Origin of the sequence: Sutterella seckii, from assembly GCF_009183815.1 — a bacterium.
GTDB classification, from domain to species: domain Bacteria; phylum Pseudomonadota; class Gammaproteobacteria; order Burkholderiales; family Burkholderiaceae_F; genus Sutterella; species Sutterella seckii.
Genome location: NZ_WEHX01000042.1, coordinates 1 through 18,953 on the forward strand (window position 1 = coordinate 1; position 18,953 = coordinate 18,953).

At 57.0% G+C, this 18,953-nt stretch carries 15 protein-coding genes and 1 pseudogene; 6 read left to right on the forward strand and 10 right to left on the reverse strand.

From position 1 onward, the window contains the following. From GBM95_RS07105 to GBM95_RS07120, 4 genes are all read right to left on the reverse strand, one after another. Positions 1–547 (reverse strand): hypothetical protein (locus GBM95_RS07105; protein ID WP_152158461.1); only part of this gene is annotated, 547 nt, incomplete at its 3' end. 112 nt (positions 548–659) lie between these two features. Further along, positions 660–869, reverse strand: coding sequence for a helix-turn-helix domain-containing protein (locus GBM95_RS07110; protein ID WP_152158462.1), 210 nt, complete (start codon positions 867–869; stop codon positions 660–662). Positions 870–904: 35 nt separating this feature from the next. After that, the gene (locus GBM95_RS07115) at positions 905–1,243 is read right to left on the reverse strand and encodes a hypothetical protein (RefSeq protein ID WP_152158463.1); all 339 of its coding nucleotides are present in this window, start codon (positions 1,241–1,243) and stop codon (positions 905–907) included. A gap of 99 nt (positions 1,244–1,342) precedes the next feature. Then, complete coding sequence (locus GBM95_RS07120) at positions 1,343–2,998, reverse strand: fumarate hydratase (RefSeq protein ID WP_152158464.1); 1,656 nt, start codon at positions 2,996–2,998, stop codon at positions 1,343–1,345. A gap of 420 nt (positions 2,999–3,418) precedes the next feature. On the opposite strand from GBM95_RS07120, the gene GBM95_RS07125 reads away from it, so the two are divergent. Then, on the forward strand, positions 3,419–4,186 hold the full coding sequence (locus tag GBM95_RS07125; protein ID WP_152158465.1) for a transporter substrate-binding domain-containing protein: 768 nt from the start codon (positions 3,419–3,421) through the stop codon (positions 4,184–4,186). A 259-nt stretch (positions 4,187–4,445) separates the two neighbouring features. Beyond that, positions 4,446–5,987 (forward strand): glutathione ABC transporter substrate-binding protein GsiB, encoded by a 1,542-nt coding sequence (gsiB, locus tag GBM95_RS07130; RefSeq protein WP_152158466.1) that lies wholly within the window; start codon positions 4,446–4,448, stop codon positions 5,985–5,987. Between the two features lie 190 nt (positions 5,988–6,177). On the opposite strand, the gene GBM95_RS07135 is transcribed toward gsiB, so the two are convergent. Together GBM95_RS07135 and GBM95_RS07140 are read right to left on the reverse strand one after the other, a co-directional pair. Beyond that, on the reverse strand, positions 6,178–7,707 hold the full coding sequence (locus tag GBM95_RS07135; RefSeq protein ID WP_152158467.1) for an FAD-dependent oxidoreductase: 1,530 nt from the start codon (positions 7,705–7,707) through the stop codon (positions 6,178–6,180). 16 nt (positions 7,708–7,723) lie between these two features. After that, positions 7,724–8,395: an antibiotic biosynthesis monooxygenase gene (locus tag GBM95_RS07140; protein WP_193222611.1), complete on the reverse strand. Its 672-nt coding sequence runs from the start codon at positions 8,393–8,395 to the stop codon at positions 7,724–7,726. A 433-nt stretch (positions 8,396–8,828) separates the two neighbouring features. Between GBM95_RS07140 and GBM95_RS07145 the strand changes: the two genes are divergently transcribed. After that, positions 8,829–9,788, forward strand: coding sequence for a LysR family transcriptional regulator (locus tag GBM95_RS07145; RefSeq protein WP_152158469.1), 960 nt, complete (start codon positions 8,829–8,831; stop codon positions 9,786–9,788). Between the two features lie 106 nt (positions 9,789–9,894). Further along, on the forward strand, positions 9,895–11,295 hold the full coding sequence (locus GBM95_RS07150; protein ID WP_152158470.1) for a flavocytochrome c: 1,401 nt from the start codon (positions 9,895–9,897) through the stop codon (positions 11,293–11,295). 93 nt (positions 11,296–11,388) lie between these two features. Here the strand turns inward: GBM95_RS07150 and GBM95_RS07155 are convergent, their stop codons facing one another. From GBM95_RS07155 to GBM95_RS07170, 4 genes are all read right to left on the reverse strand, one after another. Next, positions 11,389–12,240: a substrate-binding domain-containing protein gene (locus tag GBM95_RS07155; protein ID WP_152158471.1), complete on the reverse strand. Its 852-nt coding sequence runs from the start codon at positions 12,238–12,240 to the stop codon at positions 11,389–11,391. Between the two features lie 32 nt (positions 12,241–12,272). Next, positions 12,273–13,946 carry an ABC transporter ATP-binding protein/permease gene (locus GBM95_RS07160; protein ID WP_152158472.1) on the reverse strand — a complete coding sequence of 558 codons (1,674 nt, stop codon included), beginning with the start codon at positions 13,944–13,946 and terminating at the stop codon, positions 12,273–12,275. A 133-nt stretch (positions 13,947–14,079) separates the two neighbouring features. Further along, positions 14,080–16,137 (reverse strand): TonB-dependent receptor domain-containing protein, encoded by a 2,058-nt coding sequence (locus tag GBM95_RS07165; RefSeq protein WP_152158473.1) that lies wholly within the window; start codon positions 16,135–16,137, stop codon positions 14,080–14,082. Between the two features lie 390 nt (positions 16,138–16,527). After that, a complete protein-coding gene (locus GBM95_RS07170) occupies positions 16,528–17,709 on the reverse strand; it encodes a MalY/PatB family protein (RefSeq protein ID WP_152158474.1) in 1,182 nt (393 codons plus the stop codon). A 371-nt stretch (positions 17,710–18,080) separates the two neighbouring features. Between GBM95_RS07170 and GBM95_RS12985 the strand changes: the two genes are divergently transcribed. Next, positions 18,081–18,635 carry an AAA family ATPase gene (locus GBM95_RS12985; protein ID WP_152158475.1) on the forward strand — a complete coding sequence of 185 codons (555 nt, stop codon included), beginning with the start codon at positions 18,081–18,083 and terminating at the stop codon, positions 18,633–18,635. Positions 18,636–18,657: 22 nt separating this feature from the next. Continuing rightward, a pseudogene (locus GBM95_RS12990) lies at positions 18,658–18,953 on the forward strand (AAA family ATPase); the annotation flags it as partial.

Consider the following 18,953-nt stretch of genomic DNA (forward strand, 5'->3'; position numbering starts at 1 on the left):
ATTTCTTGAGATAAGCAATGTAGGTCTCAAAAAATCGGCGCTGAACAATTTCTCCACCCAAGGCACTGAGCATGTCACTGATGCGTGGCGACTCGAGCAAGGCCTTGGGGTAAGCGATGCGCGCATAACTTCCCTCATACCAGTCCTTGGCATGAGCATTGCTTCGGCTCTCCAAAATGTAATAACACAGCAGGGCTTTGAACGAATCCGGATTGCCGTAACCAATGGCGTCAAACACCGACCATAACCCAAGTTGATCAATATAGCGGTCAATGAAATACGTATTACCAAAATCGACAATAAGCTGTTCTCTGGCGTTCTTACGAACGATCTTCAAACAGAAATCGTCAGGTGGATTCTTGCGCTCGCCCGTATCCGGATCGTACTGATACGTACCATGCTCTCGACTTTTGAAGATCAGTTGCTTGCGATCCAGCACGCGCCCCAGAGTTGTGCTCTTGCCATGAGACACGCCACCGTCTTTGCGCACAGAGTTTCTGATGCGCGCATATTCGATGCCGTTGATGGAGTAGTACTCGATGTACATTTGTAGCCCCAAATAAATACGGGCTACATTGTACCAAAAAAATTGCTGCGCACGTCGCCCTGGTAGCAATTTCCCCTTTGGCTTAGCGGCTTTGGCGGTAGTTTTTCAAATTTCAGATTCGCGTAGCCCCAAAATCAACCCGAGAACCTAGGTTGATGATCTTGGTAACCCATTGACGGCTCAATCCGAGTCTGCGTGCAATTTCGGCGCGCTTTACTCCATCACGGAAGTAAACAATGCAGCGGCGGCGAAGCTCGAGCTGGGCTTCAGGAGTGGCCTTGCGGCCGTCGAGGGTTGTGGTGGTTTTATCTTCATAACTCATTTATCAATTATAACATAACCGTAGCCGCTTGTCAACTATTTTGTGCCTATGTTAATAATGAATGATCCGGCTTGATCAGCCTCTCGCGTTTCTAAGTGCATGGCTGATTCAAGGCGGGGCTCTAAAAATGAAGCGTCGTTTTCCGGGAAGGGGAGACGGCGCTTTATTTTGCTTTTGCCTTGAAGCATCAAGGGAAGGCGGAGCCCAAGTGCCGGCGAGCACGATTGCTGCAAGCTGCGGGGTTTCATTGCCGTCGGCAGATGCCGGGATTCGGCAGAGGTGCGGCTTGAAGACCTTATCGTTCGGACCGGATTTAAAAGCTCCCTTAGGAAGATTTTCTGTTCTTCAGAGACAAAAAAGAAGCCGTCAGGCATTTGCTCCTTAACGGCTTCCTTTTATCTTCCTCTTCCGAAGGGCGTCTCATCGGACCCCAAGGTCTTCAGAGACGCGCTCCGGATGAAGCAGTCAGGCGATTACTTCTTTTCGCACTTGCAGGCGATCTTGCAGGGCTTAAGCTGCTTGAAGAAGTCGTTGCCCTTGTCGTCGACGAGGATGAAGGCCGGGAAGTTCTCGACCGTGATCTTGTAGACGGCTTCCATGCCGAGCTCCGGATACTCGATGCATTCGATGCTCTTGATGGCGTCGGACGAAAGGACCGCAGCAACGCCGCCGATGGTGCCGAGGTAGAAGCCGCCGTGCTTCTTGCAGGCGTCCGTCACAACCTGGGTGCGGTTGCCCTTGGCGATCATCACCATCGAGCCGCCGTGGCTCTGGAAGAGATCAACGTAGGGGTCCATGCGGTTGGCGGTCGTCGGGCCCATCGAGCCGCAGGCGTAGCCGGCAGGCGTCTTGGCGGGGCCGGCGTAGAGAACCGGATGATCCTTGATGTAGTCGGGGAGCTCTTCGCCGCGGTCAAGGCGTTCCTTCAGCTTCGCGTGAGCGATGTCGCGGGCGACGATGATCGTGCCGGTGAGTTCAAGGCGGGTCGAGACCGGGTACTTCGTGAGGTCGGCGAGGACTTCCTTCATCGGGCGGTTGAGGTCGATCTTGATCGAGCCGCCTTCGCCGGGCTTCCTCAGTTCTTCAGGGATGAGGCTGCCGGGGTTGTTGTCGAGCTTCTCAATGAAGACGCCGTCCTTCGTGATCTTGGCCTTGATGTTGCGGTCGGCCGAGCAGGAAACGCCCATGCCGATCGGGCAGGAAGCGCCGTGGCGCGGCAGACGGATCACGCGGATGTCGTGAGCCATGTACTTGCCGCCGAACTGGGCGCCGAGGCCGATCTTCCAGGCTTCCTCAAGGAGCTGCTGTTCGAGCGCAACGTCGCGGAAGGCGCGGCCCGTTTCATCACCCGTCGTCGGAAGGTTGTCGTAGTAGTGGCAGGAGGCGAGCTTCACCGTGAGCATCGTGCGTTCAGCGGAGGTGCCGCCGATCACGAAGGCGATGTGATAGGGCGGGCAGGCAGCCGTGCCGAGGGTCTTCATCTTTTCGATGAGGTAGGGAACGAGCTTCTGGGGATTCAGAACCGCCTTCGTTTCCTGATAGAGGTAGGACTTGTTGGCCGAGCCGCCGCCCTTCACGACGCAGAGGAAGCGGTATTCCATGCCTTCCGTCGCTTCGATGTCGATCTGCGCGGGGAGGTTGCACTTCGTGTTCACTTCCTCGTACATCGAGAGCGGAGCGTTCTGCGAATAGCGGAGCGCGTTTTCGGTGTAGGTCTTGTAGACGCCCTTGCTGAGGGCTTCCTCGTCTTCAAAGCCCGTCCAGACCTGCTGTCCCTTTTCGCCGTGAATGATCGCCGTGCCGGTATCCTGGCAGTAGGGGAGAACGCCCTTGGCAGCGACTTCGCCGTTGCGCAGGAACGTGAGGGCAACGTACTTGTCGTTTTCGCTCGCTTCCGGATCGGACAGGATCTTGGCAACCTGTTCGTTGTGGGCGCGGCGGAGCATGAAGTTGACGTCGGTGAAGGCGCGGTTCGAGAGCGCGGTCAGGGCTTCGGGGGAAACCTTGAGGATCGGATGGCCTTCGAATTCGCCGACGGAGACGCCTTCCTTCGTGAGGAGGTAGTACTCGGTGTCGTCCTTGCCGAGCTGGAACATCGGGGCATATTTGAATGCAGGAGCTTGTGCCATGGTTGTGTTTTCTCTTCTCTGTTTAGGGTCAGGCCCGTGAGCGGAGGATCTCCCCCGTCGGGGCCGCTGCAGGATTGTTTTCAAGGCGCTCTCCTCCTTTTGGAAGGAGAAGCTCTTTTTTCTGCTCTTCGAATTATTTACCTCTTCGGAGGATGAGAGCAACCCTTATGCAAAGGAGAATTGACGCGGGAGCAAGTCTCTGTCCTGAGCTTACATATCACTCCTGTAGGTAGGTATTAACCCTTGAGATAAAGCGCGAATGCCTCTTGTGCAATATCGAGGAGAAGCGTTTTCTGCGGGAATTTACGAGCGGAGCACCGGGGCTTTCTGAGGCATTCTTTCCTGATCGCTTCCCCCGGACGCCTGAATATCCCGGGAAAAGCGAACTGAATTCCAACTGACTAATCAAAGGAGCTTTTCATGAAAGCCGTCAAGACCCTTATCCTTGCCGCAGCCGTTGCCGCCGCGGGCGCAGCCATGGCGGGCGACCGCCTCGACGCCATTCAGAAGTCGGGCGTGATCCGCGTGGGAACGCCCGCCGACTATCGTCCCTTCGCGATGGACGAGGCGGGCGTCATCAAGGGCCACGACGTCGACGTGATCAAGGCGATGGCGGCCTATGCGGGCTGGAAGGTTGAGTTTGTGAAGACGCCCTGGAAGGACATTGAAGCCGGCATCAAGGGGAACCGCTTCGACGTGGCCGTGGGCGGCATCACGCAGACCCTCGCCCGCACGTCCTGGGGCGAATTCCTCCCGGGTTATGCGCCCTTCGGCAAGGTTGCGCTCGTGCGAAAGGGCGACCTCACGAAGTACCGCACGCTCGAGGACCTCAATCAGCCTTCCGTGCGCGTCATCAAGAACCCGGGCGGCACGAACAAGCAGTTCGTGCTGAAGAACCTCACGAAGGCCCAGGTCTCGACGCACGAGAAGAACTTTGAGATTCCCGGCCTCATCGCCGAAGGCAAGGGCGACGTGATGATTACGGAAACGGCTGAGGCGATTCTCTACGCGAAGAAGAACCCGAAGCTCGGCGCCGCCTTCATCAACAAGCCCCTCACGCCCGTCTCCGAAATGGGCTTCCTCATGCCGACGGACGACGCGGACTTTGCGCGCGTCATGAACTACCTCTGGCACCTCTCCGACATCCGCGGCGATCTCACCCGTGCGGAATCCGCATGGCTTAAGTAACCGTTCTGAGAGTCATTCATTGAAGCCCCGGCCGGTCTTCCGCCCGCCGGGGCTTTTTCAACGCGCTTCTTTGATTCTTTCCGGGCGAAAGTCCGGTGAAATGCCTAAGGAATACTGCTTTATGCCGTGGAGGATGACGGGCGCCGCCTTATAAGATTAGGGAAAAGATAAAGAGACAGAGGAGCCTTCCCGGGAGTGCTGCATGCGCCCGGGGAATTGTCCTGCTCCTTCTGCGCACTTCAAACAAAGGAAATGCGTCATGCGTTTTGCCGCTTCGATTCTTTCTCTCGCCGCCGGTCTTACCCTTGCTGCCGGGTCGCTTCCCGCCAGCGCACGCGGAATTACGGTTGCGGTGGGTTCGTCCTTCACTACGCTCGACCCTTATCAGGCGACCGACCTTCTTTCGCGCAGCGTCGCGAAGTCCTTCTATGAAGGCCTCTACGCCTTCGACAAGAACCTGAAGCCCGTGCCGCAGCTCGCGAAGAGCCATGAGGTTTCGCCCGACGGCCTCTCCTGGACCTTCACGCTTCAGGAAGGCGTCAAGTTTCACGACGGCACGGAATTCAACGCGGATGCGGTGAAGCTCAATTTCGAGCGCGTTCTCAACCCGGCCAATCACCTCTCGCGCTACGCGCTTCTCAAATTCATCGACAAGGTTGAGGTGCTCGGGCCCTACAAGGTTCGCTTCGACCTCAAGTCCCCGATGCCTTCGTTCCTGCAGAGGCTCGCGAACGGCACGGCGCAGATGATCTGCCCCTCGACGCTCAAGAAGTACGACGGCCGCGGCATTGCCTTCAATCCCTGCGGCACCGGCCCCTATACGTTGAAGGACTACAACCCGAGCGAACGGCTCGTCGTGGTGAAGAACCCCAACTACCGCGTGGCGGGGCTCCCGAAGCTTGATTCCATCACCTGGGTGCCGGTAATGGAAAATGCGACGCGCGCGGCGATGCTGCGCACGGGCGAGGCGGACTTCATTCATCCGATGCCTGTCGAGCAGGTGAAGGAACTGAAGGACGATCCCAGCCTCAACATCCACATCGTGCCCTCGATCATGATGCGCTACCTCTCGATCAACTGCATGCAGAAGCCGTTCGACGACGTGCGCGTCCGTCAGGCGGTGAGCTATGCGATCAATCGCGAGGCGCTCTGCAAGGTGGCCTACAACGGCTTCGCGCAGCCGGCGACCGGCGTCATTCCGCCCCAGATTCCCGGTGCGGCGAGCTTCGGCGTTCCGGCCTACAACCCCGAGAAGGCACGAGAGCTCCTCAAGGAAGCGGGCTACCCGAACGGCTTTTCCACTCGCCTCTGGTCGGGCTACAACAATTCGACCGCGAACAAGGTGATTCAGTTCATCCAGCAGCAGCTCAATCAGGTGGGCATCAAGACCGAAACCCGCATTCTTGAAGCCGGTCAGCGCGTGACCCTCGTTGAAGCCAATAAGGAGCCGAAGAACGCTCCGAACCGCCTCTACTACATCGGGTGGTCCAATTCCACCGTTGAGGCCGACTGGGGCATGCGTCCGATCTTCGACTCGCGCGAAATGCCGCCGAAGCTCTCGAATGAGGGCTACTACTCGAACCCGAAGGTCGACGAGCTCTTCGACAAGGCAATCGCCGAAGTGGACGAAAAGAAGAGAAACGAGCTCTACCGCGAGGTCCAGATGATTCTCTGGAAGAAAGTGCCGGTGGCCTTCCTTGTCTACGAGGACAATACGGCGGCTTCCAACAAGCACCTCAAGAACTTCAACCCGCTCCCGGATACGGGATTTGAGTTCTATTCGGCGGAGTGGGTGGATTAATCCGCCTCCCTCAAGCCGTCTGATGAAGAAAAGGAGCCTCACTGCTGCAGGCTCCTTTTCCTTTATGACGCCGGCTTTAATGCCGCCTTCGATCGCAAATTTTTGAGCGGCGGGCTCTGAGGAGCACGTCTGCCGGAGAAATACAGATGCAGTCCCGGATAATTCTTCATTGCCCGGGACTGAATCATTTCTAATGACGGCGAAGCTTCGCCGCGATGCTTTCGGCCGCGGTCAGGCCGCTTGCGAACACATCGCAGAGGCGCGTGGAGATTGAGCCGCAGGCTGCGCCGACGGCATAAAGCCCCGGTATCACCGTCGCATCGGAATGCCGCAGCACCTCAAAGCGGGGATTCACCTCTATGCCGCCTTCGGTTTTGAACATCACGGGCCAGTAGGGCTTCGACAAATAGTAGGGCGCCCTGAGGGCTCTGAAGCGCCCGTCGCTGCGCCCGAACCGCGAATCGGCGCCCCGGGCGGCATCGCGATTGATCGCTTCAATGGTTTCCCTGAGCCCGCCGGCATCCACGCCGGAAAGTTTGCCGAGCTCCTCCACTGTGTCGGCCTTCCAGATGCCGCCGTCTTCGAGGACCTTTGCAAACTGCCAGCGCGCGGCGTGCGGACCTGAAAAGGCCGCCTCATCGAAAAGCACGAAGCCTCCGTCAATGCCGAGCCGCAGCATGGCCAATGCACAGCCCGCATAGCGAGCCTGAGCTTCGTTGACGAAACGGCGTCCGCTTTTGTCAACGACATATGCCGTATCGGTATCGAGCATGAGCCAGGAAAAAGCAGGCGTGCCTTTTTGAGGCGCGGTGTAGAACTTCGGCACCGATTCCATGTCTTCGAGAGCGGCGCCGATTTTGCGGGCGAGTTCAATGCCGTCGCCCGTATGATCGGTCGGAATGCCGCCGCCCACGAATGAAAAGCCTTTGGGAGCCGCGGCCCAGTAGCGCTTGTAGCGGCGCATCAGATCTTCGTTGTTGAGGAAGCCGCCGGTTGCCAGAACGACCGACTGCGCACCGATGAAGACGTCACGATTGCCTCGCGTCCGCGCCCTGACGCCGATCACCGTGCCGGCTTCATCTTGGAGCAGTTCCTCGGCAGCCGTCTGGAGCAGAAGGCTGCCCTCCGCCTCTTCGATTGCTTCGCGCAAATGCTTGGCGAGCTCTCCCATGGAGCCTTTCGGCGTCGGGAGCAAAAAGGGCGCGGCTTTCGGGATCGGCAGCACCGTCACGCCATTCTCAAAAAGGAAGTCCGCGACGGCAGGGAGCTTCTCGGCGCATGCGCGCAGCACGCCCGGATCGTGTTTGGCAATCCCCGAATAACTCGGAGAAACCGGCAGATTGTCTCTCACCTTGGAAACCGGCTCATCAAAGAGACCCTGGTTGAGCCGCTTCCAGTAATCCTCAACGCTCACGCCTTCCGTAATGCCGTCGCGCTCATGAAAGCGCGTTTGTGCTCCGAAGACGACGCCGGTGGAATAGATGGCATCGCCCCCGATCCAGCTCCGCTTGTCGATGACGATGACCCGGAGCCCCTCTTTTGAGAGAACTCCGGCAGCCGTAAGACCTGCCATTCCGGCGCCGACAATCAGGACGTCGCATTGGCGATCAAACTGCGGAGGAGCCTTCCCTTCAGCGGCGAAGCCTTTCGCTGAAAAACCGGCAGTGAGGGCCGTTGCGGTCAAAAGCAGATTCCTGCGCTGAATGCTGTTCGATTTCATTTCCGACTCCTTTGCCTTAATCGGGTTTGACGGCCCGGGAACTTCCGATGCGGATGGCTTCCGCTGAATACTGCGCGCAGCCGCTGCAGGCGAGAAGCGGATCAGCGGCAATCAGCTCATCAAGTGCGGCGCGGTTCGGGGCCTCTGCAATCAGCCAGCCGCCGGGACTTTCCGCGTAAGGCCCGAAGAGCAGAAATTCGCCGGATTCAAAGTGCTTCCTGAGATAAGCCATGTGGTCTCCCAGATAAGGACCCGCTTTGTCCTTCTCGGTGATGCGCACCGACACTAAAAAGCGCTCCGCCCCCTTTGAGGAAGACTGCGCCTGAGGCCAGCGCTTGAGCGGTTCGGGATAGAGGCCGGCGTCCTTCACCTCGATGAGCTTCTTGGATGCCGTGAGGTCCTGGGTTTGGGCAATGTAGTTTTTGAAATGTTCTGTTTGCGTGTGCCTGACGTAAGCGTCGTGGTCTGCGTAGATCTCAAAAAACGTCAGATGCGTCGGATCGTTTATATCCTCCACGGCGTAAATCGAAATAACGCCAGGCTCTCTTTCCACCGAGAGGCGCATATTGGTATTCACGATGTTGCGAAAACTTTCCACGCTTTCGGGCTTCACATGGATTTCCGCCATGCGAACCTCCAATGCGCTGGCTGCGGAAGCGAGGCCCACGGTCATGGCAAAAGCGGTCATTGCCAACTTTTTTCTCATCGCTCAATTCTCCGAATGAAAGAAGACATTCATTCAGAAATCGTATCAGCGGGAATGGCAATAATCGAATGATTTATTTTTATCAAAAATTATGCGGGATGTGAATAAATTTTTATATAAGCATAGTGCTTATTATCGATTTGAATATAGAAATGTTATTCAATTGATTAGATATAATAAAATTCCATGTTTATAAATGAAATTGCATCATTGAAATAAAACATAAAAATGGCTGCGCATTCAGCTGACGGCAGGGATTTTTTGCCAAAATATATTTTCACGCCGAAGCGAATCTTTTTGAGCTGAGTTTCATAGAGTGCTTGCAATCCGGCACTTCGGTCCTTGGTAGAAAAAGCTTTTCGAAGAGAGGAGTATTGCGATAGGCTTCAATTTTCTGCTGGCGAACCCGATATCCATGCACTACGACCTTGTTGATCTTCGAATCCTTCTCGCACTTGCACGTGCCGGCAGCCTTTCGCGGGCGGCCGAAGAGGTGCATCTCACGGTTTCAGCTTTGAGCGTCAGGCTGAAGCGCCTCGAGGAGGAGGCGGGAACGCTTCTCTTTGAGCGTTCCGGGAAGGGCCTCGTGCAGACGCCCGCGGCGCTCGTCCTCGTGAACGCAGCAAGACGCGTGCTCGAGGCGGCTGCGAGCCTCGAGGAAGATTTCGCGCCTTATGCGCGCCGGGAAGCGAAGCCCCTGCGGATTTTCTCCAACAGCACCGGACTTGAGAACTTCCTCTGCCGCCTCACGGGACCTTTCCTTGCCAAACATCCGGAAACCAGAATCGAATTCGTCGCGAGGAGAAGTTCGGCGATCACGGAGGCCGTCCAGACGGGCGAAGCGGACCTTGGTCTTGCGGGAGGAGCCGCGGCAGAGGATGAGGCTCGGGCAGCGGCATCGGGCGTCAGGCTTTTCCCGTATGTGGACGACCGCCATGTACTCATCTCGAGAAAAGACCACGAGCTCCTTCGGGGACTCCAGAAAAAGACCATTCCCTTTGCCGAGACGCTTCGCTATCCGTACGCGTCGCTCCTCGAATCGGCGCCGATGACGGCGGCCATGCGGGAGCGCGCGCTCGCGATCGGCTGCAGGTATGAGCCTGTCGTCGAAGTGCCGAGCTTCACGATTCTTGTTGAAGTCGTCCGTTCGGGCGGGCTCCTCGCCGTGGCCCCTTATTCCGCCGCTGCGGACGGCATGAAGGATCTCGCCGTTACGGAGCTCTCCGACGCCTGGGCGGCAAGACCGATGGCCTTTCTCGCGCCGGCGAGCCGTCCGATGAGGCCCGACGCGGAAGCGTTCCTCGAATTCGCTCTGAGCGCGGAAGGCGCCCGATACCTCCCGGGAGGCATGTCGTTGACCGGCAGTCAAAGGTGAATTGAAAAACTTTCAAAGCACGGGTTCTTGTTCTTCGGCAGACTTCCATCCGCTTTGAGCTCTCTCGGGCGAAAAGAACGAAAGTTTCAGAAAGGAGAAGGAAAAAATGAAGAAGACGGTCCTCGCCGCAGTTCTCTCAACCGCTTTTGCCGCCGCCTATGCGGCTGGCCCCGACGCCGTCGTGATCGGCGCGGGCGGCGCCGGTCTTTCGGCCGCCGTGACGCTTTCCGACCTCGGCCGCAGCGTCGTTGTGCTTGAAAAGATGCCGATGATCGGCGGCAACACCGTGCGTGCCGAAGGCGGCATCAACGCTGCGGAAACGCCGCTTCAGAAGAAGCTCGGGATTCCCGACACGATCGACCAGTTTTACAAAGACACGATGAAGGGCGGCCACAATCTGAACGACCCGGTGCTCCTTCGCACGATGACGACGCACGCCAAGGACTCCGTTGCTTGGCTTGAATCCCTCGGCGCTGATCTCGGCGCAGTCGGCCGCTCGGGCGGTGCCAAGTACCCGCGCGCCCATCGTCCGACGGACGGCTCCGCCATCGGTCCGGAAGTGATCCGCGTCCTCTACAAGGCCGCCAAGGACCGCAAGATTGAGATGAGGACGCAGAACCGCGTGGTCGAGCTCCTCACCGACAAGTCGGGCGCTGTTGCCGGCGTCAAGGTGAGCACGAAGGACGGCAAGACCTACACGATCGACACGAAGGCCGTCGTGATCGCCACGGGCGGCTTCGGCGCCAATCAGGATCTGCTCGTCAAGTATCAGCCCAAACTCAAGGGCTATGCAACGACGAACCATCCGGGCGCCACGGGCGACGGCATTCTTCTCGCCGAGAAAATCGGAGCGGCGACGGTGGATATGAAGCAGATCCAGGCGCATCCGACCGCAGCGCCCAACGGCACGCTCATTTCTGAGAGCGTTCGCGGCGACGGCGCGATTCTCGTCAATGCGGACGGAAAGCGCTTCACGAACGAACTTCTCACCCGCGACGCAGTTTCGGCCAAGGAGCTCGAGCAGCCGGGCAAGTTCGCCTGGGTGGTCTGGGATGATGCAACGCGACAGACCGCGAAGCTCATGGACTCCTATAAGAAGCTCGGCCTCACGGTTGAAGGCAATACCGTGGCCGACCTCGCCCGCGCCATGAACGTGCCTGCCGCGAATCTTGAGGCCACGATGGCGCAGTACGCGAAGGATCAGGTTGCCGGCAAGGACAGCCAGTTCGGCCGCCCCGAGCTCCTTCAGCCGCTCACCAAGGCGCCTTTCTTTGCCGTCAAGGTCCAGCCGGCCGTTCACCACACGATGGGCGGCCTTAAGATCGACACGAAGGCTGAAGTCCTCAACACGGAAGGCAAGGCCATCCCGGGTCTCTTCGCTGCCGGCGAAGTCACGGGCGGCGTCCATGGCGGCAACCGTTTGGGCGGCAACGCTCAGGCCGACATCGTCACCTTCGGCCGCATTGCCGGCCAGTCGGCGGATGCGTGGCTGAAGTCCCTCAAGTAATCCCTGTGAATCTCTCTGCGGAGTGCGCCTTGACGAGTGCGCTCCGCTTCAAGGCGGAAGCCGCGCTCAGAAGAGAATGGGCGCGGCTTTCCGTTACCACATGAGCGCTTCCGACCATTCCTCAAGAATGAGGGGAGCTCTCCAGGAAAGCGCGTCGCAGTAGTAGGGAAGCGCCGCTATGCGGCCTTCCGTCACGGCCCGGCAGGGCTTGGCGCCGGCTTTAAGAGCGTTCTGGAGCGCCGTTGTGCCGGCGAGTGCGTCTCCGGTGAGGCAGATGAGATCAGGGTCGAGGGCGAAAAGCTCCTCAACATTCCCCAGCTCCTGGATGCCCGCGATCAGATCCTTTTCGGGCGTCGATTCGAAGAGATTCCTCACGTCAAACTGCGCAGAAAGCAGCTTTGAGAGGTCGCTGTGCGCGGCAACCCGGAAGACGTAGCTTTCATGCCGGATGGGATTCCGGATGCCGAGAAGCACGACGACGCGACGTCCTTTCGGGACCTCGAGTTCGAGAAGCTTTTCCATTCGTTCCTTGCGGTCCCGGATCACGCGCTCCGCCTGCCTTTCCGCGCTATAGAGCTTCCCGGCTCTGCGGAGCACTTCATCGGCGTCGCCCTTAACATCAAGCAACTTGACCGGGACGCCGAAGGATTCGATTTTTTCCTTCAGCACCGCAGGGTTGAAGTCTTCTTTGCCGTTATCTTCGAGAAGTACATAGTCCGCATTCATGCGGCGGAGCGCCGTCTTGAGGATCCCTTCGGGATTGTCGAGAAGGCAGCTGATGCATTCAAGGGGCTTTTCCGCAGGATGGAGAAGCTCCATGGAGGGAACTTCCCCGCCGATGAGCGCCCGGGAATAAATCCTGAGGGCGCCGAGGATCTCCGCGGCCTTGTCTCCGCAGAAGACGGCGTTTTCGTACTGAGGGAAGGGGATGAAGGAGTTGGACATGGGGATTCCTTTGGTGGTCTATTTGTGGCCTCTCAGGCGAGCCGGAGAATCTGGTCGGCCTTGGGAAATAGTGCGGATTGATGGGTCACAAGCAGAATGGCGGTTCGCGGGAGGAGCTTCTTCATGAGGTCGAGCATGCGTTCGGCCGACGTGTCGTCGAGTCCGCTCGTCATTTCGTCCATGAGGAGAATGTCGGGCTTGAGACGCACAGCCCGCAGAAGAACGATGCGCTGCTGCTCGCCCCCAGAAAGCGCGTTCGCCCAGTCGGCATTGCGATCGAGCTGGTCGGCAAGGTGGTCGAGGCGCGCTAAGGAGAGGAGCTCTTTAGCCTCTCTGTCAGAGAGCGATGACGGATCGCGCGGATAGGCGAGCGCGCTTCGGAGCGTTCCCCTCATGAGATAAGGCTTCTGAGGAATCCAGACGATCGTGCCGCGGGACGCAATCTCTCCTGTAAAGGTGCCGGAGAAGCCCGCGAGCACCTTGAGAAGCGTCGACTTCCCGATGCCGGAAGGGCCCGTTGCAAAGGCGAGCGTTCCTGGCTTTAGCGACAGGTCTACGGGAAGCGCGCGGAATTTCCCCTGATTTCCCTCTGGGATGTTGAGGATGATGTCGGCGTGCATGACTTCGGGCGACCCTTCAGGAAGCATCTTTCGCTCGGAGGAGAGCTTTTCCGCCGCTTCATCCGCATCCCTGATGCCCTGTTCCAGCCGGCGAAGGCGTTCATAGGCGGCGGAAAGTTTCGCCAGATCGTCATAGGCAAAGATGATCCAGGAGAGCGACCTTGCAACGTCATTGAAGGCGCCGCGAATCTGCATGACGCCGCCCAGCTGAATAGCGCCCGAGAAGAAGGACGGAAGCGAAAAGAAGATCGGCGCCAAATGCGTGAACTGACCGATCCCGACCGTGAAGAGATCAAGGTCGCGCTGCTTTTTGATGAGCGCGATCAGCACCTGCAGAAGGTCGGAAAACCGGTCTCTCAGGCCCCGTTCTTCAGCCGCTTCGGCATGCGCCCCGGCAATGGCCGCGCCGTTGCGCCGCTTTTCCATCAGGGCCGAGCGGAGATTGGCCTCCATGTGCTGCGCTTCCATGTTGAAGCCTTTGAGCTTTCTGCCGATGAGGTGCGTGAAGAATGTGGCGACTGCGGTATAGATGAGGCACACCCAGAACATGTACCCGGGTATGGTGATGCCGAAAAGCGTAATGGAGCCCGAAAGGTTCCAGAGAATGAGGGAGAAGCTTCCGATCGTGAGGACGGAGTCGAAGAGGCTGATGAAGAGGTTGACGGCAAGGCTCGTCAGCGACCGGACGTCCTCCGTGATTCGCTGGTCCGGGTTGTCGGGTTCCTTTCCGCTTTCCCGGAGGAGGTAATGCGCGCTCCGGGACGAGAGCCAGCGCGCAAAGAAAATCTCCGTAACGTCGCGGCGAAGCGCGAGTATCAGCCGGTCCTTGAGGTATCCCGCCCAGACGAGAAGCACGATGATGGCAGCCGCGAGGCCGATGAAGTAGAAGAGCTCGCGGTAGATACCTTCCTGGTCGACTTTCTGAAGGGCGTCGAAGAACCGGCCGTTCCAGTCGTTGTAGAGAATCGCCAGGCGAATGTTGACGACGTATGCGCCGAGCACGATGCCGAAGAGAAGCCAGAGCTTCAGCCGATCGCGGGAAAAGAGATATTGCCCGAGGAGCCGGGCGAGGCCGCTTCTTTGCATGAGACATCCGAAAGAGGCGGACCGGCCGCGCCTTCAGCTGCTGGAGTCGGGAGCTGCTGAAGGCTCGGGGCGTCAATTGACGGCGGTTGGTCCGGGTTGCGAACGCGAGAGAGGCGTTCGGTGGTTCAATGGGTCAGAACTGGGCCGAGAGCCAGGCTCTGAAGCCGCGGGCGAAGCCCCAGGTTGGAAAACTCGACCCTGAATAAGCCCAATATTTCTCGTTCGTAAGGTTTGTAACGGCAAGGCCAGCCTGCAGACGGACGAAGCCAGTCCTAGAAGGCGTCCACATCATGCCGATGTCATGCGTAGCATAATTTTTCAGAGCAACGGTTTCACCGCTGATTTTCGCCGTTGTACCTCCTTTTGCCCAGTGCAGGCGATACCAGGGTTCGACATTCCATTCATTGATTCTGTAGCTTAAGCGCAGATTCGCAGACTGCGGCGTATTGGATTCAATGCGCTTGCCGGTTTCTTTGTCTTCGGAATGGAGGTATCCGTAAGAGGCGCTCGCGCGGAAGTTGCCGAGTGAATAGCTGCCGCTAAGTTCGATGCCCTTATTTACAACATGACCTAGATTGTACGTATGGAAGGTCATCGTTAGATTTTCAGGATCAAAAGCAAGAACATCTGCAAAGATATGGTCCTTGATGTCGTCGTAGAAGATAGCAGCCTTGACGCTCAGTTCATCGCCTTCGTCGGCCAGGTTGGCGAACAAGGCACTGGCGCCGATTTCATAGTTGACGGATTTCTCCGGCTTTAAATCCGGGTTCGGCACAACAATCGACGTCCATCCCTCATCCGGGTAAGTCATCCTGAAATACATTTCATCGAGAATCGGCGGACGATAGCCTGCGTTGACCGACCCCCAGAAGAGAAGCGAGTCCATCGGCGTCACGCGGAGCGTCACGCCTGGGGTAACTTTTGAGTCCGAAAGGGACGGGTAGGATTCATTAGATTCGCGCTTGAAGTAGTTCCAACGAAGTACCGGCACGATGGAGAGATAGTCGTTGAGCACATACTGGTCTTCAATAAAGAACCCCCCATCAAAGCCGTCAGAATCCGGTCGTGATCCGTCAGGCACCCAGCCGGAGAGTGACATTTGCTGGCCGTTCTGAGAAGTCTTTGAAAAGTCGCCGCCGAACGTGAGTTCATGAGTCCCGAATGCCGAGAAGTGGCTCGTGTTTTGAATATTCCCGCTTACGGAATCAAAATCGTCTTTCGATAAGCCTGCTCTATTGCCCTCAAACTGAAATTCAGATTTCGCGTACTGCAGCGCAGTTTTGAGGTTGATCCAGTCATTCTTCTCAAATTCCCATTTGCCGCTTACGCGGTGCTGCTCATAGCGATATTTGTCGATACGACCGCTTCGGAAAAAGCTGTCGTTATGAGCAATATCGTAGAAGTAGGCCACCTGAAGGAGGTGTTCTGGGAGTGGAGAAAGCGTCGCCTTGGCAAAAGCCGACGTCGAATCATTATCGACGTCCGCCGTGTTGCGGTGCCCCGTTTCTGAGCTCGTTGCTGCGCCAGAGTCTCTGCGGGTGACTCCGGCAACCACATCCCAAAGCTCCGTGCGGCCATAGACGTAGGCACTCTTCTGCCATTCAAGGTTGTCCGAGACGTAGCCTGCTTTGAGCGTGGCGCCGAAGTCCTTGTCGGAATCCCTGAGAAAATCGGCGGCGTCTTTTGTTTCCACTGCGATCGTCCCGCCGATGCCGCCGTTGCCGTAAAGCGCACTGCCGCCGCCGCGCTTGACTTCAATCTGCTTCAGAAGCTCGGAGTCCATGAAAATGCCGGAAGGGCGGTTGCCGCCAATTGTTTGATTGTCCTGCCGCATGCCGTCAATCAGGTATGTAATCTCGCGATCGCCTGAGCCGCGAATCGAGATTCGGTTGTTCATGACGGAATCAAACGAAGTGATATCAACGTTCGGGATGTCGAGGAGAAGCTCCGTGAAGGTAATCGGCTGAATCTCCTCGGCATCTTTCTGCGTCAAAACGCTGATGGAGCTTGCCGCCTGGCTGAGAGGCTGCGCGGTGCGCGTGGCAGTGACGACGACGGGCTGCGTGGAGGCCCCGGCTTTCTGAGCATCAGCGCTTTCGGCTGCGATCGCGGACGCGGAAGTCAATATGACGGAGGCAATTGCCGCCAGTCTGAAAGGAAGGTTGAAAGACCGGCAGTGGGTGGCGGACATGATGTGCTCGCTTTGATGTTCTCAGACATCTGAGGTTGATAATGACTTTCATTATCAAGCATAAAGTCGTCAAACCTTGTAGGAACTTTAATGTCCTTTCCGATTTTTCAATGAACTAGGTCTAGAGCCAGGCGCTCTTAGAAGACATACCCCTACTCACTTTTACTTAGTAGCGGCGGTGAAACTCATGAAGAATTCCGGGGCAGGCTCTGAAGAGGAGGAACGTCGAGGCGGCAGCAATGAGGAGGATAAGAAAACCGTCAGACAGAATCAATCTGCCTGACGGTTTCGGTAGAGAATCATCCTGCAGTGCTGAATCTCCCGCGGCGAGTGTGCGCACCCTCAGGTGCTGAGAGGCTTCGCCGCAGATTCGCAGCTCCAAGTCCGGCTTTATTTCGCGGCAAGCTCCGCCATGCGCTTGTCTGCCGCAGCTTCGATCCGGGAGAGAGCCTCCTCAAGAATCAAACGGGGGCAGGCGGTATTGAGCCGCATGTGGTTCTTGCCGCCCGGTCCGAAGGATTCGCCTGGATTCATTGCAACCTTCGCTTCCTCAAGGAAGAAGCGGGTGAGATCCGCCTGGGTATTGAAGCCGAGTGCCGAACAGTCGAGCCACATCAGGTAGCTCGCTTCCGGCATGTAGCTCCTGATCGACGGAATCCGCTTTTCGAAGAAGTCGTGCGCGAAGGCGAGATTCTCCTTCACGTAGGCGCGAACCTGTTCGGCATAGTCGTCGCATTCGGTCCAGGCGGCGGCGAAGCCCGCCTGTGAGAAGGCGCTGCGGTCGGGCTGGCTCGCCGCGAGTTCCGCCTTGACGCGGGCGGCAAGCGCGGGATTCTTGCTGATGAGAACTGCGGCGCGAAGCCCCGCCGTATTGAAGGTCTTCGAAGGGCTGTTGCCGTAGACCGTGATGCTGCGTGCGGCTTCGGAGAGCGTGAGGAGCGTCGTGTGCTCGCCCTTGAAGACAAAGCCGGAGTGAACTTCGTCCGCGAGGATCACCACATTGTGGCGGCAGCAGATCGAAACGATGCGCTCGAGTTCTTCCTTAGAGAAAACGCGTCCCGTTGGATTGTGCGGGCTGCAGAGGAGGAAGAGCGTGCATTCGGGATCCGCCGCGCGGCGCTCGAAGTCCTCAAAGTCGATTGCATAGCGGCCGTCGACGAGCTTCAGAGCATTCATTGAGGGGATGCGTCCGTTCGACTTCGCGAGCTCAATGAAGGGCGGATAGGCCGGCACCTGCATGAGAACCTTGCCGCCCGGCTTCGTGAAGGCGCGGATGGCTACTGCAAGGCCGAAGCACATGGAGGGGCAATACTGAACCTCGCTCGGAAGAACCTCAAGGCCGTAATGGCGGGCGCACCAGGAAACAGTTGCCTTCTCCACAATCCCGGCATGACCGTTCGGGTAGCCGTAGACGCCGGTTTCGGCGATTTTCATAACGGCGTCGATAACGGGCTGGGGACACTGGAAGTCAGAATCCGCAACCCAGAGGGGAAGCACATCCTTCGGATAGGCAGTCCACTTGGCGGAGTCGATCGTTCTGCGGTCAATCACGCGGTCAAAATCGTATTGCATCAGCAATCCTTCTTGAGAGACAGGCGTTGAGTTGGAGTAAGCGTCATGCGCTCGAAGACTCGAAAAGATAGCGCAATGAGAGTGCGGGTCAAGAGACAGGGCGGCGCGAAAACGAAAGCATTTGTGCAAACGCAAGAAATCTGCAGGCTTGCCGCCGGGTGGAGCCGCGCCGCTTCATGGGATGCGTCCGGACGCTAAAATCGCAAAAGGACGAAAAGAAACAGACTTGAGTGAGCTTTCGGACGTCATTTCCTGCTGCGTGCTTGAGCACAGAGTCTGGAACGTGAATCGGAACCCGCTAGCTCTTCACTATATAAGGAGCCGGCGCGGCATTTTTTGTTGATGACAGGGAATTCCAGCGCTTAATTTAAATGACTAAACTCTTGCGACAGCCGCTTCCGTTGGGAAGATCCGATTTTATTGCGTTGAGGCACGACGGCTGCATCTATGTTGATAAGACCAGGATGATTTTCAACATCTGTCGAGATTCAAGCAAGGTGTTTATTTCGAGGCCCCGGCGATTCGGTAAAACGCTTCTTGTTTCGACCTTTGAATCATTATTTCGGAACGGTATTAGAGATTTTAAAGGGCTTGCCATAGAGACCCTTTGGACAGATAAAACTTATAAAGTTGTTCGTCTTGATTTTTCGGAAATCAAAGACTATTCATCGGAAGCTGATTTTTTAAGCAAATTCTATGATCAGCTCCTGAGAAAATTTCGTCAGGCGGGCTTCGACTATGAAGAAAAGAATGGCCTTTTCATGGGGCAGGTTTCTGCCTGGCTTTCGTCTCTACCTCCTTCTTCTCTCGTTATTCTGATTGACGAATATGATGCGCCGCTCACGGCTTCGCTTGATGACTTGGAGCTTTTTGACCGCATTCGCTCCGCTATGAGCGCCTTTTTTTCAGGTTCTGAAATCCAATGAAGGATGCCTCAGGTTTTTCTTCATGACGGGAATTACAAAATATCGTCAGACGAGCATCTTTTCTGAATTTAATTTTTTCGATGATATATCGCTGAATCGCGCCTATGGAACATTAATTGGTTATACCGAAGAGGAAATTAAAAATTATTTTTCATATTATCTGAATGAGGCGAAGCTGCAACTGGAATTGGATGAGGACGAGATCGTTGACCAACTTAGGGGGGCTTCCATAAATTCGGAAAGCCAGTTTTTCCACTTCGCCGACAGTACCCAAAACAACGCCGAGAGCCTCAGCACCGATCCGATGTTGAGGCTTTT

Coding starts and splice junctions, on each gene's coding strand:
- gsiB (WP_152158466.1), top strand. CDS start 4,446: ATGCGTTTTGCCGCTTCGATTCTTTCTCTCGCCGCCGGTCTTACCCTT.
- GBM95_RS07165 (WP_152158473.1), bottom strand. CDS start 16,137: ATGTCCGCCACCCACTGCCGGTCTTTCAACCTTCCTTTCAGACTGGCG.
- GBM95_RS07125 (WP_152158465.1), top strand. CDS start 3,419: ATGAAAGCCGTCAAGACCCTTATCCTTGCCGCAGCCGTTGCCGCCGCG.
- GBM95_RS07120 (WP_152158464.1), bottom strand. CDS start 2,998: ATGGCACAAGCTCCTGCATTCAAATATGCCCCGATGTTCCAGCTCGGC.
- GBM95_RS07150 (WP_152158470.1), top strand. CDS start 9,895: ATGAAGAAGACGGTCCTCGCCGCAGTTCTCTCAACCGCTTTTGCCGCC.
- GBM95_RS07110 (WP_152158462.1), bottom strand. CDS start 869: ATGAGTTATGAAGATAAAACCACCACAACCCTCGACGGCCGCAAGGCC.
- GBM95_RS07155 (WP_152158471.1), bottom strand. CDS start 12,240: ATGTCCAACTCCTTCATCCCCTTCCCTCAGTACGAAAACGCCGTCTTC.
- GBM95_RS12985 (WP_152158475.1), top strand. CDS start 18,081: ATGACTAAACTCTTGCGACAGCCGCTTCCGTTGGGAAGATCCGATTTT.
- GBM95_RS07160 (WP_152158472.1), bottom strand. CDS start 13,946: ATGCAAAGAAGCGGCCTCGCCCGGCTCCTCGGGCAATATCTCTTTTCC.
- GBM95_RS07115 (WP_152158463.1), bottom strand. CDS start 1,243: ATGCCTGACGGCTTCTTTTTTGTCTCTGAAGAACAGAAAATCTTCCTA.
- GBM95_RS07140 (WP_193222611.1), bottom strand. CDS start 8,395: ATGACCGCTTTTGCCATGACCGTGGGCCTCGCTTCCGCAGCCAGCGCA.
- GBM95_RS07145 (WP_152158469.1), top strand. CDS start 8,829: ATGCACTACGACCTTGTTGATCTTCGAATCCTTCTCGCACTTGCACGT.
- GBM95_RS07170 (WP_152158474.1), bottom strand. CDS start 17,709: ATGCAATACGATTTTGACCGCGTGATTGACCGCAGAACGATCGACTCC.
- GBM95_RS07135 (WP_152158467.1), bottom strand. CDS start 7,707: ATGAAATCGAACAGCATTCAGCGCAGGAATCTGCTTTTGACCGCAACG.